The organism is Wolbachia endosymbiont of Cantharis cryptica, assembly GCF_964277405.1.
GTDB lineage: Bacteria > Pseudomonadota > Alphaproteobacteria > Rickettsiales > Anaplasmataceae > Wolbachia.
Genome location: NZ_OZ195521.1, coordinates 57,276 through 72,772, shown reverse-complemented (window position 1 = coordinate 72,772; position 15,497 = coordinate 57,276). Strand labels below are relative to the sequence as shown.

Sequence of the window (15,497 nt, the reverse complement as noted above, 5' to 3'; positions counted from 1 at the left end):
CTTATATACTCCTTCCATTGATGGACTGTAATGTTATTTCTCTCAGATTCTTAGAGAAATAACATTCTTCATAGTCCTTTCTATTAAATTTTCCATTAAGGTTATTTTCTTTTAAATACTTGCCTGCATTTTCCAAAAATTGATTTTCTATTTCTTTGTAACTGGTGTATTTTATTGTACCTGTACCATCATTATCCTCACAACGAACTAAATGTTCCTTATAATCGATGTGAATTTTATTTTCACAAGCTATTTTAGGATCATGTTCAAGCACTACATTTTCTCTGAAAGTTTTGTCAGTGCGTTGATCATCAAGTTTACCAACAAGTTGCATGTCTTCTGGGATTACTTCATCTCCTCTCCTGCCAACAATCAGCACAGGACCTTTCATCTTCTTTACAATTTCCAGTGAATTTAAATCTAATCCGCAACACTCAAACCAACGATTCAAGAGCATTGAGGGAAGCCAGTTCACTAAGCTCTTAGGAGAACCTTCGACTGTCTCCTTAAGTGAACTATAAGAGTTACTATGAATTAATGTTAAATAGATACCTTGTTCTTCAAACCTTCTTAAAACTTCCGCTGCAATTCCTCCTCCAAGAGAGTTAGTATCTAAGACTATATCATTTGGATGTATACCCTTTACAAGCAACATGTTAACCATTGCCATTCCAGCCTGAACTAACTTTTCACCATTTGTTAGAAATTTATATAGTGCTACGACCTTCTTTCTCTCCAAAAGAAACTCTATAATATCCTCTATATCTTTGTTTTTCGCTGATTCTTGATCGTAAGTTTCTGCATCCACTTCCTGATTGTCACCTACAAGTTCTTTTTTGTAACGCTTTATCCACTCAGGGCTGACTTCATTTTCCAAAAAGCTTTTGATTCTATGTACAACGAACTTCTCCTTAACAAAATCAAAAAACATCCATAGACAAACTGCAATAAAACATACAGTAGTCAAAATTGATAGCACTACTGACGTAAAAGCTAACCCTGTAAGCACCTTTTTTGATTTTTGATTCTGGTATGCCAAGTATAACGACACAATAGAAGCAATGGACAATATAGCGGAACATAAATATAGTGATATTATCCTTCTATTGAATTTTTTTTCTTCTTCATTTAATTCTTTCTGAAAGAGTTTTGGATTAACGATCCTAGAGAAATAAGGATAGTCAAAATAATGCTTCACTATGTGAAACTTACCTCCTTGTTTTACAGATAGATCTTTACCAAGTGCATTAAACTTAATGCACCCGAGCATTCCAAAAAAGTGTACTACGTGTTTCGTACTTTCTTCTAGTTTTGTATCACCATTGGTATGGTAAATAACTTTCATTTTATCGTTCATGAATATTTAGTGATTTTGACATAAAGATGAAAGAAAATCAAGGTGGCTTTAAAATATAAATATGAGTAACTAGTATAATGAAAAGGTCTATAAGAAATTCCCTATAACTCCTTTTAAATGAGTTTTGAATTTTTGAAATGCCATTACGTTATCGATACGCCTATCAAGAAACGATAGAGTGTCTACAAAATCTTCTGAATAGTCATTAATAAAAAAGAGTATTGTACTTGAATATACTCCAGCTAATATTGCCCTTTTTGTATAGTAGTTAAAATCTGTTGATTGATCGTGAATGCTGTACCAAATTGCGCTAACAGTTCTGTACAAAAGTTTGCTAGAAAAGTATGTATTTTTTGGCAACACAGAAAATGATAAAACATTTTTTAAAAATTCTCTATAATTCGGCAACTTAACGTAGTTTGAAAGGCGTATTTGAACAGCTAACTTTATTCGCTCTCGTACTTTTATACCTTCTAAATTAGAATTTTTTAGCTCAGTTTTCATTGAGCTATTTGAGTCCTCTGCTATGTACTCCAAAGCGCTATATATTCCATTTTGAAATTTGCAAAAGCTATTAGCTAGATTAAGGTCCGTGCACACTTTTAATAGGGTTTCATCACTTATTCCTTCAAATGGAATAACCCTAATTAGCTCATCTATTATCAATTTTATTTTATCTTGTTCCATACAATATTATACTAAACAGCACATATGATTGTACCTCAGATTTTCAAACATCTTACAAAAAGCACCACCTCGTTCTTCAAAATTTTTCCACTGATCAAAAGAAGCACACGCAGGAGAAAGCAATATCGTTATTTCTTCTTTGCTATAAAAAGCCTCCCTGTAAGCTAATTCAAATGCATTTTTCAGATTGCCACACTCTACAAAATCCACTTTATTTTTCAGAGTGCTTGCAAAAGCTTCAGTTGATTCTCCAATAAGAAAAGCTTTCCTAATTCTTGTAAAATGCTTGCTTAATAACCCTATACCACCTTCTTTACTCCTTCCACCAACAATCCAATATATGTTATGGTAAGATAAAATCGCCTTTTCACTCGATTCTGCATTAGTTGCTTTGCTATCGTTTACAAAAAGCACGTTCTTTATTTTGCCTAGTAGTTCATTTCTGTGTCTTAGCCCTGAAAAGGATTTGATTCCACTGATAATAGTGCTGCTATTTACTCCAAGTGCCTTACATACGGCATATGCCGCTGCTATGTTTTCTGCGTTGGATATCAGGTTTACTTTCACATCACTTATTGATAAGTTGTGATTCTCTAGTTTTAACGAGATTTTCTGGATCCCAGTGTCGGAGCACTGGGATGACACCGAAAGGTGTTCTTCCACTAAAGTTTTCCCTGATGTTGGAATTTTGTTTCCAGTGAATTTGTTGAATATATCAGCAGTGATTTCATTATCACATCCTATCACAGCAACCTTACTACCGTTTATTAGCTTTGATTTAACCGCTACGTAATTCTCCATACTCCCATGCCTATCTATGTGATCTGGTGTGATATTGAGCAACACAGAAATATCAACATCAATTTCATTCATTAAATCTAATTGAAAAGAGGAGAACTCAATTACATAAATTTCTGCATCTCTATTTAAGTCCAAAACAGGAACACCTAAATTTCCCCCAATAGCTACTTTTTTCCCTGCAGATTTTAATATGTGCCCTATCAGCGATGTAGTGGTTGATTTACCATTTGTTCCTGTTACTCCTACTATCTTCTGGTTCGTAGCTTTAGCTTCAAGAAATAGCTCAATATCTGATTTTGTTTTGCAATCAAATCTCCTCGCAAGTTTGACTATCCAATGTGGCTCTGTTGGCACTCCAGGGCTCAAAATCAACGTTCTTATCTCATGCCAATTGTATTTTTTTGGATGAATAAAATTACACTCCTTATACATCATTTTTGCATTTGCTATTTGCTCTTCATGATCATCCCATGCATATATTCTTGCACCACTCTTTATTAGAGCATTAATGACGGATAAACCAGTTTTGCCAAGACCGAAAACCGCAACATTTTGATTTTTGTATTTGCGCAGTTGCATTACTTATTTTAAAAGATGTTATATAAGTCGTTAATAGACTTAACGTAAAGGATTTGCAAATATTAATTATTACCTGTAGAATATAGAAAAATTAGTAAGGATTTTAATAGGGAAATAATATGCCATCTGTTACTTTTATTTTACCTGATGGGAGTAAGAAAAGTTATGAAGCTGCAGAGGGAGAAACTCTGCTCAATTTAGCCCACAGAAGTGATCCAGATCTGCTCGAAGGTGCATGTGAAGGTTCTCTTGCTTGTTCTACATGCCATGTAATTGTTGATCCAGAATTTTATGATGCTGTAGAAACACATAATCCCATATCTGATGAGGAAAACGATATGTTAGACCTAGCTTTTGGCTTAACAGAGACATCAAGACTTGGGTGCCAAATAAAAATCACAAAAGACATTGATGGTTTGTGTGTCACCATACCAAGAGGTACAAGAAATATATCGTTAGACAAACAAGGGAATCATGCGTAAGGTTTTTATCTATATAATAATTTCTTTATTTTTGTTTATCCCTGCAGCGTATAGTGGTTTCTGGTATTTTTCTGCATGTAAGACAAAAAATCTCCTAGCTAAAACAATATCCTACATTAATGACGAAAATTTTGATATCTCATATGATTTTAGCGGGTTTCCTTCTAACTTCATTTTTCGTGTGACGAACCCAAAATTTTCCAACGAGCAATTGACCATTTCATCTGAAGCTTTACTGATAAAAAACAGATTATTCGATAAATCAGTATATATTTACATACCAAGTAATGAAGTCAACATTACTGTTCATGGTGATGAGAAAAAGGACATGAAATGCCACATAAACAATAACAACCACTTTGTTGTTAAACTAAACGATTTACTATCTTCGCTGCGTTTTGATAGAAATAGTAGTATAATAGACTATATAAACACACTTCGTTACGAAGATTATGGATTAAAATGTGATGTTTCAGAAAATCAACAAAGTATTATAACTGAAGTGAATGGTAAAAGTAATTACATTCAATTTTACCTCAGTAAAGAACTTGATGGAAATGCTAAGCTAGGATTTGATTTTTATGCTTATCGGTATAAGAGTGTTGCAAGTCCTGAAAGTTATCTGAGTATCGATACTAAATTTGATTATGAATTTGTAAATCACATCTCAGCTTCCAGAATTAATTTCAATATAGAAAAATTTTTAATTCAGAGTAATAACTTTTCCCTTGCTGCAGATGGTAGAGTGCAAAATTACAATTTGGTTACGTCTTCATTTAAAGACAAGATTAATGTGGCAATATCAAATTATAAGGAACTAATTTCATCTGTAACTGGTGACTCAAAAGCTTCAAATTCGTTCGAGAAATTAATATCTTCCTTATCAGAAAAAACAACTGATGACAGCGTTCAATTTTCAATAAAATATGATGATGATGTAGGGTCAAGCTTTATTGGAAAGTTATCCACCACTGATTTTATGAACCAACTAAGTAGAATTACTGAACTAACCAAGAATGAGAACGGTAGTTAGCTTATTTTTCATATTGATATTTTATTCAAGCATAAACGCTTTTACTTTGGATGATAAACTCAAAGACAAAAGCACGGAAAACCGAGCAACCAATTTATTTGAAATAATAAAATGTCCAGTATGTTCTGGCGAATCATTATCTGAATCTGGATCTCAAATTGCATATGATATGCGCAAAACAATTCGTAAAAAAATCAGTGATGGATATACTGACGAGCAAATAATTTCAGAGTTAAAAAATTTTTACGGTGATTCAATTATAATTGCTCCACCTGTAAAATTTAGTACCTATATGTTGTGGTGCATCCCATTAATAACCTTACTTATTGGGTTTTTTCTAATACGAAAATACACTCAGTAGGGCATATCCTCCATGGGGTATGCTTAATTTCTCGCTTGTTAGAGGTTGTCCGGAAACTGGTAAGTTCAAGCATAATAGGCTTCTTGCACAACTACCTGTCATTCCAGTAGCTCAAAACGGGGCTAAAAATCACTTGACAAACTCCGCCAGTCCTCTTATCATAGTAGTGAAGCTATTGTATTTGCTTTCGCCAATCTGCAGATTAAAAGGTAAGGATTACTTAAGGTATCGGCGTCTTATGTTCAATTTTTTGCAGTACATAGGTACTGTATGTCTTTACAAAACTTCATCTACATCTAGGTTTATACCTAAATAAGCTGAACGCGCTTACAAAGCGTTACAAGACATCAAAAAATGCCAATACTCGACAGAGATAGTAAAGGACTAGCTAACTCGGGTTTTCTTTGTCTTTTTTTCTGCTTGGTAAACTTCTTAAACACTTGCAGCGTAGGTTAGTTGCGATTAAAAGCGGCTGAATCTCGCTTGTCAGGCGTTTAAAACATAAAAAACGCCAGTACTTTAAAGCGGACAATAACCCCAGGGTTCCTTTTGCCTTTTTTCCCACTTAGTAAATTTCTTAAATATTTTCTTAAATTTTATAGCTAAACGACAACCGCTGCTTGTTAGCGGGATCTAGAGATACCGCGGCGGTATGACGTAGAGCTCGCGTTAGCTATACTTTTATGCTTACCAACCCAATCAAAATCCTGGATCCCGCTAACACGTAGCGGGATGACAAGAAAGGAGCAGCAGGATATAAAGTGAAACTAGATTGTATCTTATCGGTAAAAAAGAAGGGCCATAAGAGGAAGTTTTTGTAGGACTAAAACTAAAGAAAACTTGCATATGAATTTATCAAGGTGTAAAATTATAATTGTTTTAAAAGAATAGGTTAATTATGAATCTTGTGACAAAATCTGCTATGGATTTTACTGCTTCCGCTGTTCTCTCTGACGGAGAAATAGTTGATGACTTCTGTTTAAGCGAACACGTAAAAAATAAGTACGTTGTCCTTTTTTTCTATCCACTTGATTTTACCTTTGTCTGTCCAACTGAATTGATATCATTTAGTAACAAAATAGAGGATTTTTCAAAACGTGGTGTTGAAGTTATAGGAATAAGTGTAGATTCAAAGTTTTCACATTATCAATGGCGAAAAACTCCAGTTAATGATGGTGGTATTGGAGAGATTAGCTACACTTTAGTATCCGATATCAAAAAGTCTATATCAAGGGACTATGGAGTATTATATGATGACTCAGTTGCACTGAGGGCAACTTTCGTTATTGATGATAAATTTATTGTACGTCATCAATCGATAAATGATTTGCCTTTAGGGCGTAATATAGATGAATTCATTAGAATCGTTGATGCAATCAAGCATAACGAGGAGTATGGTGAAGTATGTCCAGCAGGATGGAAGAAAGGTAAGCCAGCAATGCAAGCAAGTAATGAAGGAGTAGCTGACTACCTAAACTCATACAGTGAAGAATTATAGAATGGGGACACTGAATACAAGAGTTCTTATTATTGGATCTGGGGCAGCAGGTTATTCTGCTGCTATATATGCAGCACGTGCAAACTTAGAGCCTATTGTAATAACGGGAATGCAGCCTGGTGGTCAGCTTACGATTACTACAGATGTTGAAAATTATCCTGGTTTTGTTTCAATACAGGGTCCAGAACTAATGGAGCAAATGAGGTTGCATGCAGAAAAGGTTGGAGCAAAAATAATAGATGATGAGATAAAAAGCGTTGAACAACTTGAAGGCTCTAATGAATATGGATTCAAATCCTTTGGTAATACTAATGATTACTATTCGGAGGCAATTATAATTGCCTCTGGTGCGCAGGCGAAGTGGCTTGGTCTGGAGAGTGAAAAGAAATTTCAAGGTTACGGAGTTTCAGCATGTGCAACTTGTGATGGTGCATTTTTTAGGAATAAAGTAGTAGCTGTGGTTGGTGGTGGAAACACTGCTGTTGAAGAAGCAATATTTTTAATTCGATTTGCCAAAGAAGTTATATTAATACACAGGCGTGATAAATTAAGAGCAGAGAAAGTAATGCAAGATAGACTCTTTAAAAATGATAAGATAAAAATAATATGGAACCATACCATAGAGCAAATTCTTGGAGAAGAAAATCCGAAAAAAGTTACTGGTATTATAGTTAAATCAACGGAAGCTCAAGAATTAGAAGTGGATGGAGTATTCATTGCAATCGGACACGCACCAAATACTGGTATTTTTAAGGGCTTTGTTGAAATGGATGAGCAGGGTTATATAATTACGAAACCTGGAACAACTTTAACTAGTAGGGCAGGAGTGTTTGCTGCAGGTGATGTTCAAGATAAGGTATACCGTCAGGCAGTAGTTGCCGCAGGAACAGGATGCATGGCTGCGCTTGATGCAGAAAAGTTTTTGGAGTGTGCAAAAAGTTAAAAAATAGAGAATATATAAAATAACTCTTCTTTAGAGAGGAGAAAGGTTCGTTACTATTTTCTTTTTTTGTTGTATAGTGATAGTGAGTTATTGAGAGAGTTCAACATGCCTCGTATAGAAAATATCTTCTTTGGTCAGGGAGTTCCAGGGCCATATGGAAGGAATAGGACAAGTATTGGTGATAACAACATGTTTTATCGGAGAACTTTCGAGCCACTTAGAACCTGTCTTGAAAGGACTCAAGTAGCTAATTTAGTAAGCATAGAAGTAATCATATTGAAGAAGATATTGGTTTTTGAAGTAAGAGGAATAATCTTTGCTCATGCGTCTAAAATTGGAGAGCCAAGCAAAAGTTCGTTCAACGTTTAGGAATAACTTGAAATCCTGTAACATCTACCGCTTTTTTGGTGATCGTTAATAAACATCCTGTCTCCAATAAACAGCGGTTTTGCAATTTACCTTTGTATCCTTGATCAGCAAAAAACTTCTGTAACCTTGGAGCTTTTTCTTTAGCTCGAATAAAAAGGTCTAGAGCACCATCACGATCTTGAACACTTGCACTGTGTACTTCAGCAGTAATTACAAGACCTATAGTATCCACAATGATGTGGCGTTTTCTACCCTTTATTTTTTTGCCAGCATCATATTCTCTGGATCCCCTTTTTGAGTCGTTTTCACTGACTAATTATTCCTACTGAAGGTGTTTCATTTTTGCCAACCACTTTTCTTACCTCTTTTACTAGCATATCGTGTATTTTTTCCAATCTGCCATTATTACGCCACCTGAGAAAGTAGTCATACACTGTCTTCCATGGCGGAAAATCTTTTGGCAGACTGGCAACCACCTCTCATTATATACCTTATTGCATTAATAATTGCTCTGATATTGTGCTTCCTTGGTCTCCCTATCGCTCCTTGTGCAACATGTGGCTCCAAAATTCTTATCACTTACATCGCTTGGATACAATTTTACCTCCTATTTTTCAACCTACCTCATCATACTCCTTCCTTCATTTCTTTTCAAGACAGGTTCTTAGTGAATCAACAAAATACTTATTTAGTACTATTGATAATGGATATCTAGAAGGTTTTAAGCAAGCTCTAAAAGAAGATACCGTCTCGCCAGTCAACAAGAAAATTATAAAAACTGAATCTCAAAAGCTGTATTGTAAAATCAAAAAGTACTTCCAACTTTGTAGCGGTATAGTTAAAGTATATGTTGATAAGTAAGTTTCTGCTTGTATATATAAATATAGCTCTTTCTACAATAATCCGAACAGATCATAATAATACACTGCTGTCCTCCTGGCTTATAATAGCTATAAAGACGTTTTCACCCCCGTTCGGACTATTATAAGAAGGGCTATAACTAATTTACTTATCAACATATACACTAACCAACTATATTAAATAAATTTATATAAAATACTATTTTATATAAGATCGGATGGTAGCATTTTTTGACTTTAAACCATTAAACCTTCGCTCAATTTCTTAGTCCTGTAGTTTTTAATATGGTCAGGATTAAAAGCACTTCTGGATTTAAGAATACCAAAAACGATATGGAGCAACTTACGCATTGCAGCACCAACGATAGCCATATTATGTTTACCCTTTTCCTTTAATCTCTGGCAGAAACTAATAATGATAGGATTGTGATTCTTAGCTACTATAGCAGGAAAGAAAAGTGCCTTACGTAATGTTTGTGAACCTGATTTACTTAATCTGGGTTTGGCATATACAGATGAACCTGACGTCATATTTCGTGGTATAACTCCTGCATATGCTGCCAATTGCCTGGCATCTCTAAAATCCTTTATGTAAGGAAGTTCAGCTAAAATAGCTATTGCTGATTCCTCTCCTATTCCTGGAATAGTTAATAAAAGTTGAAAATTTTTTAACAACTCTTTGTGTTGCTTTAATAGTTCACGTATGGAGCTTTTTATTGTTTCTATTTTTTGTGTTATATTTATTGCAAGGTTTTCCCAAGCAGTTGCGACTTCTTTGGGCAGTCTCTCTTTTTTTTCTAAGTGGTTATTTACTGATGTCAATTCATCTTTTAACGCAGCCGAGCAACGATAAAGATGTTTTAATTTTTTCTTTTCAGGAGAAGGTGGTGCCCAGCGAGTTGGTTCCTGCCTTTGGCAATAATCAGCAATAATTTCTGCATCAGTTTGATCATTCTTTTGTCGTACAAGTTTACTCCTTGCATAAGATTTTATGCAATAAGGATTTACTACACTAACAAAATGTCCAGCATTGTGTATAAATTCAGCTAAAGCTTCACTGTAGCAACCAGTGGATTCCATACATGCCTTTACTTCTTCTACGTTATGCTTTTGTAGAAAACTCAGCAGACCTTGAAATCCATGATCATCATTTTTAAAACTCCTTTTTCTAGTTTCACGTTTCCCTTTTTTACTTATAAATGAGAGAAAGACATCAAAGCGATCTTTCGATACGTCTATGCCTAAAAAGTTGTTGATCATATATAACTCCATACATTACCATTTAAAGTGAAAAGTAAGGCTAGTCTTGTGAATACAGAATTAGAACCATTTAGGTCTTTCTACGATACCGTTCAGCCTATACTTTTGAGAAGGGAGCTCTTATCTTTTTTACAGATTTTATATCTAAGTACGCACTCAGAGTTCCTCCCTTCTCCATCTAACGCTTAAGCTTAAAACATTAGATGCTTTCTTCAAGATACAAGGTACGGATGTTAATGCGTTTGATGAAGAAGGCATGACACCTTTGATGTCTATTGTTAATGTTTACATAGCTAGTGATGATCAACCCACGTTAGAAAAAATGGCTAAGTTGCTTATACAGAAAAGAAATATCGATATTAATGCTCAGAGTAAACAATTTGTATCTGAGGAGCAATGTAATATTGTCAATATTACTGGAAATCTCATATCAGAATTGAGAACAACATCTAATACACGCAAAGACACAGCCTTACATATTGCTTGTCAGGTTGGAGCTAGAGATGTAGTAAAAATATTGCTGACACATCCAGATGTAAAAACTGATATTAGAAATTGTGAAGGTAAAAGCCCTAAAGATTGTATTGCAAGAGGATTTGAGGATACAATAAAACTAGAATTTGAAAAAGCACGAAGAGGAAAACAATTATTAAAAGCTCTTTTTAGCAAAGAAATTGACCAAGCAAAAATGCTGTTGAATGAAGAGCTTAACCCTAATTGCTGGGGAAGAATGCGACATGGAGAAATAGTAACCCCCTTGAGCACGATTGTTGTATTCTGCTCAGAAAAAATAACAGAAGATGAAAAAGAAGTATTGGTAAAGTTTTTGAAACATAAAGAGCTTGATTTTAATCAGATAAAGTCAAAGCCTACGATGAGAGAACGGAAATATTTAAAGCAAACCATTGAACAAGCTATTAAGGAGCGATTAATTGATGCTATTAATAGTAAGGATTTAGATGATGTGAAAAAATTAGTAGAGGATAATTGCTTCATGAATTATGCAATTATTATTGCTGCATGGAGAAATGTTAATAATCCAGTCGAATCTATTACAAATTATCTAAATGAAAAGTTTCCTGCAAATACATTGCAGCCTTCAGCAGATACGAATAATGTACCGGTAGACTTTGAGCAAGTTGTACGGGAACTTGAAAGAACAGAGGCTCAGCTTGCAGAGAAGGAAAGAGAGCTGAATAGTGTAAAACAAGAGAAATTGAATCAGCAAACAAGGATTAATGTTCTTACTAATCAAGTAACCCAACTCACTAATGAAAATGCTCAACTTCGTGCTCAAAACCAAGATTTGAAAAACGAAAAATCCTCGGAGGCAAGCGCTTCGGGTGGTAGGCAAAGCAACTACGCTTCTGCTGCTTTTGTATTATCTGGAGCGTTTGCTATTGGTGCATGTTTAATAGTAGACAGTTATCCGGTAGCAAGTGCTTGTCTTGCAGCAGTTGCACTTGTTCTTCTTTTAGTAGGATATTTTTTATACAAAGGAGATGAAAAAGACATAGGACCTGGTAGTGCCACCGACAATCCTCAAGTTACAATGTTTTTAATTTCTTCTCTAGGCCCTGCTGGAAATTCTTAAAGTTACAAGGGTTTTGATTTTTTCTCCAAACTCTGCTGAAAATTTTTGTACATGTTAAAAACATCTTGATAATTGAGGTGAGTGTAAACCTGGGTGGTTTCAAGGCTTGAATGGCCAAGTAATTGCTGTATTGATCTAACATCAACATCTTTCTGAAGCAAGTGAGTAGCAAAACTATGGCGAAATGCATGCGGAGATAAGGTTTCTGGCAAATTTAACATTCTTCTTATTTTCTGCAAGCGATTAGCAACATAAGTTCTTCCCAATTTTTTTCCTCTTACTCCTAAAAAAAGATATTGTGCTTCATCAAGATAAGGGCAGGCTTTTACGTATTCCTCTATGCACCTTTTTACTACCGGGAGAATAAATACCTGCCTTTGTTTATCTCCCTTACCTGTAATTATTAAATCTTCATTGCTGATATCACTAACTCTAAGGCTTAATGCTTCACTGATTCTTAAGCCTGCTCCATATAGCAGAACAATAATCGCAATTTCTCTTTTTACCACCCAAGGTTCACCCAAGTCAGATAATTTTATTTCTTGTACTAGACTTTTTGCGTTACCTCCTGTCATCCCAGTGCTTGACATTGGTTCTTCTTTTTTTCTGGATTCCAGCGTCACGCGCTGGAATGACAAAGAAGAGTGAGCCCCATGTAAATAATAATTATGCAAGAAGAAGTCTACTAAAGTTTTTATATCAGGTATTGATAATGCTTTGGGCAGAGTTCTTCTCTGAATAGGCCTTGACAAGGAAAATACAGCTTCATTGTCTATATTGTAGTTGTTTTTTATATACTTGAAAAAATTTCTGATTACTGACAGCGCGCGAGTGTTAGATCTTGCATTCACACCCCTTGCATAACGGAAACTAAGCCAGCTTCTTAACTCAGGTACGCTTAATTTTTCCAAAGAACTAACATTTACCTCTCCACCAATGTGAGTGTTTAGAAAGCTTATAAGGTCTTTCAAATCTCTAATATATGATTCTAAAGTATTAGGTGAATAAGATCTATTGCATTTCAGCCACTCATACCAATTTTCAATGATTGAACCGAGGTCCACGGTTACTTTTTAAAGAAAGCATCGATGCACGCATCGCGAAAAGCTTCGTTTATATCAGGATGAGAGTGACAAATTCTATATATATCTTCCGCTGCTGCACCATATGCCATTGCAACTGCTGCTTCGTTAATTAACGTATCAGCGTATGTCCCTATGATATGCACACCGAGTATTGTATCTGCTCTGCTGCACGTAAGCACTTTCACAAATCCTTCGGCATCATCAGTGATTTTTGCTCTGCCGTTTGCAGCAAATTGACATTTGCCAACTTTGTACTTTCGGCCGGCGCTTTTCAATTCCTCTTCGATTTTACCGATTGAAGAAACTGCAGGGTGAGTGTAAATGACAGATGGTATGATTTCGTAATCAACATGAGGTGACTGTCCTGCTATTATCTCTGCAACTGCCACTCCTTCTTCCTCTGCTTTATGAGCAAGCATTGCTCCACCGATCACGTCACCAACAGCAAATATTCCTTTCACACTAGTTTCATATCTATTGTTAACTTGAATGAAACCACGATCATCTTTCTCTATTTTTTCATCAATATTAAAACCCTCAGTGCATGGTTTGCGACCTACTGCAACTAGCACCTTATCTGCTTCTATAGTGTTTGTTTGATTATCTTGAGCAGAGCAAACTTTCACACTCAAAGAATTACTACTTTGTTTTATCTCCTCAACTTTGGTGCTAAGTAAAAATTTTATTCCTTGTTTTTGCAGATTAGAGAGCAGAGACTTGCTTAATTCTCCATCCATTGCTGCAGCAACTCTATCAAAAAACTCTACTACGGTGACTTCAGACCCCAATCTCCTCCATACAGAAGACATTTCAAGCCCTATTGCCCCAGCTCCGATTACGACAAGTTTTTTTGGCACTTCAGTTAAGGATAATGCACCAGTAGATGAAATAATATCTTTCTCATCGATATTAATTCCTGGCAAAGAACTAACATCAGAACCGGTTGCAATTACTATATTTTTTGCCTTTAGTGCCTTTCCTTCAACTGAAACTTCAAGGTTGCCTTGATCAAAAGCAGTAACTTTTCCGAGTCCATTGATTTTAGTGATCTTGTGAAGGTTAAACAGATATTCTATACCTTTTCCAAGTTCTAAAACTTTGGCGTCCTTGTAGCCTAGCATTTCTTTTAGGTCGAAACTTGCATCCTTAATTTTTATGCCGAGTTTTGATAGATCATTTTTCGTATGAACATACTGATAGGAAGAATGGAGTAATGCCTTTGAAGGTATGCATCCAACTCGCAAACACGTGCCACCAAAAATGCTGTTCTTATCTATGCAGGCAACTTTCAATCCAAGTTTTGCAGCAGCAATAGCACACTTATAACCGCCTGGACCACCACCTATAACAATCAGATCATAATCAGTCATAAAAAACAAACCTATTTTCTAAAGAATAAACACCATTTCCCTCAGTTGTTACATATATCTTATCATGGGTAAACACTGGAATATGAAACACATTACCTGGTGTTTTGATTGCCTTCCCTGCGCTTTCAGATCCAGGAAAAGCAAACATTGAACCTTTATCACTTGTTACCCATAGCGTATGAGCATGCACAATTGGAGCAAATAATTGCGTATTTTCTATTAAATCAGATGTCCAAACCGTTTTACCGCTCAGTATATCTAACCCAATAACTTTATTGTCTTTAGTAACTATAAAAATTCTACCACCGGCTCTTTGTTCCTTGATCAGTGGACTATAATACGACTTAATATCTGATACACTTTTTACTTGTATTGGCTTTGACCATAAAATATTTCCTGATTTTACGTCAATACCATAAATATAAGAGTTATTTGTAGCTATTAAAATATCACCCAGCACTCTTGGTGTGGTGGTTACATCTGTGAGCTGTGTATCCAAAATATTTGTAGACAATTTTTGGCTCCACAATTTTTTACCATCTTCACTAAAAGCTATTAGCTCACCATTTGAAAACGGTGCTATTATTTTATCATCAGAAATTGCTGGCGATACGGAATATAAACCTCGAACCTGATTGATACCATTTTGATAAGCCCAAATAGAACCGCCGTCTTTTATATCAAAAGCATGCAGATAGTTATCAATGGTCAATACTACCAATTTGTTATTTATTACTGCTGCTTTTCCTCTTACCGGAGCTCTCAATTCTTTTTCCCACTGAATCTCGCCAGTTTTTGCGTCTATTGCATGTAGAACGTTATCCACTATAAAGAAAACATTTCCTCCATGACGTGATAGACTCATGTTACCAATTTTTTTTCTGTGTGGAGGATGCAATTTCCAATTCATAATCCTTGAGTTGTCAATATCAAAGGAATACAAAGTGCCATGCTTATCTGCCAGAATAACACTATGTTCTGTAAGCACTGGAGCCACATATCCTTGGGATAATTTTTTATCCACTAGGCTTATTCGCTCGCTTGCCATTGTGTAACTGCTACACAATAACATTATTATAACAATTATTACTTTCATTACTTATTGAAAACAAGATTCATTAATATACATACTAGAAACCTTAATCACAACGAAAATATTCTTGTTGTACTTTAAAAGCATTGATTTATGAACGAAATATTGTATTATTATGTAAAAAA

The 15,497-nt window shown here is 35.2% G+C and carries 17 protein-coding genes; 7 read left to right on the top strand and 10 right to left on the bottom strand.

Annotation, left to right across the window (positions count from 1 at the left end; genetic code table 11):
* Position 1: 1 nt before the first annotated feature.
* The 3 genes from ACICP6_RS00380 to murD all read right to left on the bottom strand — a co-directional run bounded on the left by ACICP6_RS00380 (position 2) and on the right by murD (position 3,424).
* The gene (locus tag ACICP6_RS00380) at positions 2-1,345 is read right to left on the bottom strand and encodes a hypothetical protein (RefSeq protein WP_395463165.1); all 1,344 of its coding nucleotides are present in this window, start codon (positions 1,343-1,345) and stop codon (positions 2-4) included.
* A gap of 99 nt (positions 1,346-1,444) precedes the next feature.
* Complete coding sequence (locus tag ACICP6_RS00375; RefSeq protein ID WP_395463164.1) at positions 1,445-2,044, bottom strand: COQ9 family protein; 600 nt, start codon at positions 2,042-2,044, stop codon at positions 1,445-1,447.
* Positions 2,045-2,050: 6 nt separating this feature from the next.
* On the bottom strand, positions 2,051-3,424 hold the full coding sequence (gene murD / locus ACICP6_RS00370; RefSeq protein ID WP_395463163.1) for a UDP-N-acetylmuramoyl-L-alanine--D-glutamate ligase: 1,374 nt from the start codon (positions 3,422-3,424) through the stop codon (positions 2,051-2,053).
* Between the two features lie 119 nt (positions 3,425-3,543).
* On the opposite strand from murD, the gene ACICP6_RS00365 reads away from it, so the two are divergent.
* The 6 genes from ACICP6_RS00365 to ACICP6_RS00340 all read left to right on the top strand — a co-directional run bounded on the left by ACICP6_RS00365 (position 3,544) and on the right by ACICP6_RS00340 (position 8,110).
* A complete protein-coding gene (locus ACICP6_RS00365) occupies positions 3,544-3,906 on the top strand; it encodes a ferredoxin family 2Fe-2S iron-sulfur cluster binding protein (protein WP_182365771.1) in 363 nt (120 codons plus the stop codon).
* Complete coding sequence (locus ACICP6_RS00360) at positions 3,899-4,939, top strand: hypothetical protein (protein WP_395463162.1); 1,041 nt, start codon at positions 3,899-3,901, stop codon at positions 4,937-4,939. The genes ACICP6_RS00365 and ACICP6_RS00360 overlap by 8 nt, the downstream gene beginning before the upstream one ends.
* The gene (locus ACICP6_RS00355; RefSeq protein WP_395463161.1) at positions 4,923-5,300 is read left to right on the top strand and encodes a cytochrome c-type biogenesis protein CcmH; all 378 of its coding nucleotides are present in this window, start codon (positions 4,923-4,925) and stop codon (positions 5,298-5,300) included. Before ACICP6_RS00360 ends, ACICP6_RS00355 begins: the two co-directional genes overlap by 17 nt.
* 898 nt (positions 5,301-6,198) lie before the next feature.
* On the top strand, positions 6,199-6,798 hold the full coding sequence (locus ACICP6_RS00350) for a peroxiredoxin (RefSeq protein WP_395463160.1): 600 nt from the start codon (positions 6,199-6,201) through the stop codon (positions 6,796-6,798).
* A 1-nt stretch (position 6,799) separates the two neighbouring features.
* Positions 6,800-7,741: a thioredoxin-disulfide reductase gene (gene trxB, locus ACICP6_RS00345; protein WP_395463159.1), complete on the top strand. Its 942-nt coding sequence runs from the start codon at positions 6,800-6,802 to the stop codon at positions 7,739-7,741.
* A gap of 105 nt (positions 7,742-7,846) precedes the next feature.
* Positions 7,847-8,110: a hypothetical protein gene (locus tag ACICP6_RS00340; RefSeq protein WP_395463158.1), complete on the top strand. Its 264-nt coding sequence runs from the start codon at positions 7,847-7,849 to the stop codon at positions 8,108-8,110.
* On the opposite strand, the gene ACICP6_RS00335 is transcribed toward ACICP6_RS00340, so the two are convergent.
* The 4 genes from ACICP6_RS00335 to ACICP6_RS00320 form a co-directional block, all read right to left on the bottom strand.
* Positions 8,100-8,342, bottom strand: a complete 243-nt coding sequence (locus ACICP6_RS00335; protein ID WP_395463025.1) for a hypothetical protein — start codon at positions 8,340-8,342, stop codon at positions 8,100-8,102. The two genes, ACICP6_RS00340 and ACICP6_RS00335, sit on opposite strands and share 11 nt — an antisense overlap.
* A 73-nt stretch (positions 8,343-8,415) precedes the next feature.
* Positions 8,416-8,544, bottom strand: a complete 129-nt coding sequence (locus tag ACICP6_RS00330) for a hypothetical protein (protein WP_395463024.1) — start codon at positions 8,542-8,544, stop codon at positions 8,416-8,418.
* A complete protein-coding gene (locus ACICP6_RS00325; protein WP_395463157.1) occupies positions 8,537-8,689 on the bottom strand; it encodes a transposase in 153 nt (50 codons plus the stop codon). Before ACICP6_RS00325 ends, ACICP6_RS00330 begins: the two co-directional genes overlap by 8 nt.
* Positions 8,690-9,207: 518 nt before the next feature.
* The gene (locus ACICP6_RS00320; protein ID WP_353285218.1) at positions 9,208-10,230 is read right to left on the bottom strand and encodes an IS110 family transposase; all 1,023 of its coding nucleotides are present in this window, start codon (positions 10,228-10,230) and stop codon (positions 9,208-9,210) included.
* A 256-nt stretch (positions 10,231-10,486) separates the two neighbouring features.
* On the opposite strand from ACICP6_RS00320, the gene ACICP6_RS00315 reads away from it, so the two are divergent.
* The gene (locus ACICP6_RS00315; protein ID WP_395463156.1) at positions 10,487-11,824 is read left to right on the top strand and encodes an ankyrin repeat domain-containing protein; all 1,338 of its coding nucleotides are present in this window, start codon (positions 10,487-10,489) and stop codon (positions 11,822-11,824) included.
* Positions 11,825-11,826: 2 nt separating this feature from the next.
* Here ACICP6_RS00315 and ACICP6_RS00310 read toward each other — a convergent pair whose 3' ends face one another.
* Genes ACICP6_RS00310 through ACICP6_RS00300 form a run of 3 tightly spaced genes read right to left on the bottom strand, consistent with a single transcriptional unit; the run spans position 11,827 to position 15,375 of the window.
* Entirely contained in the window at positions 11,827-12,888 is a 1,062-nt protein-coding gene (locus ACICP6_RS00310) for a tyrosine-type recombinase/integrase (RefSeq protein WP_395463155.1), read from the bottom strand.
* 2 nt (positions 12,889-12,890) lie between these two features.
* Positions 12,891-14,279, bottom strand: a complete 1,389-nt coding sequence (gene lpdA, locus ACICP6_RS00305) for a dihydrolipoyl dehydrogenase (RefSeq protein WP_395463154.1) — start codon at positions 14,277-14,279, stop codon at positions 12,891-12,893.
* On the bottom strand, positions 14,272-15,375 hold the full coding sequence (locus tag ACICP6_RS00300) for a PQQ-binding-like beta-propeller repeat protein (protein ID WP_395463153.1): 1,104 nt from the start codon (positions 15,373-15,375) through the stop codon (positions 14,272-14,274). The genes lpdA and ACICP6_RS00300 overlap by 8 nt, the downstream gene beginning before the upstream one ends.
* Between the last annotated feature and the right edge of the window lie 122 nt (positions 15,376-15,497).

Excerpts from the sequence above, each read along its gene's own strand:
- ACICP6_RS00380 (WP_395463165.1), bottom strand. The coding sequence starts at position 1,345 with ATGAAAGTTATTTACCATACCAATGGTGATACAAAACTAGAAGAAAGT.
- ACICP6_RS00375 (WP_395463164.1), bottom strand. The coding sequence starts at position 2,044 with ATGGAACAAGATAAAATAAAATTGATAATAGATGAGCTAATTAGGGTT.
- murD (WP_395463163.1), bottom strand. The coding sequence starts at position 3,424 with ATGCAACTGCGCAAATACAAAAATCAAAATGTTGCGGTTTTCGGTCTT.
- ACICP6_RS00365 (WP_182365771.1), top strand. The coding sequence starts at position 3,544 with ATGCCATCTGTTACTTTTATTTTACCTGATGGGAGTAAGAAAAGTTAT.
- ACICP6_RS00360 (WP_395463162.1), top strand. The coding sequence starts at position 3,899 with ATGCGTAAGGTTTTTATCTATATAATAATTTCTTTATTTTTGTTTATC.
- ACICP6_RS00355 (WP_395463161.1), top strand. The coding sequence starts at position 4,923 with ATGAGAACGGTAGTTAGCTTATTTTTCATATTGATATTTTATTCAAGC.
- ACICP6_RS00350 (WP_395463160.1), top strand. The coding sequence starts at position 6,199 with ATGAATCTTGTGACAAAATCTGCTATGGATTTTACTGCTTCCGCTGTT.
- trxB (WP_395463159.1), top strand. The coding sequence starts at position 6,800 with ATGGGGACACTGAATACAAGAGTTCTTATTATTGGATCTGGGGCAGCA.
- ACICP6_RS00340 (WP_395463158.1), top strand. The coding sequence starts at position 7,847 with ATGCCTCGTATAGAAAATATCTTCTTTGGTCAGGGAGTTCCAGGGCCA.
- ACICP6_RS00320 (WP_353285218.1), bottom strand. The coding sequence starts at position 10,230 with ATGATCAACAACTTTTTAGGCATAGACGTATCGAAAGATCGCTTTGAT.
- ACICP6_RS00315 (WP_395463156.1), top strand. The coding sequence starts at position 10,487 with ATGACACCTTTGATGTCTATTGTTAATGTTTACATAGCTAGTGATGAT.
- lpdA (WP_395463154.1), bottom strand. The coding sequence starts at position 14,279 with ATGACTGATTATGATCTGATTGTTATAGGTGGTGGTCCAGGCGGTTAT.
- ACICP6_RS00300 (WP_395463153.1), bottom strand. The coding sequence starts at position 15,375 with ATGAAAGTAATAATTGTTATAATAATGTTATTGTGTAGCAGTTACACA.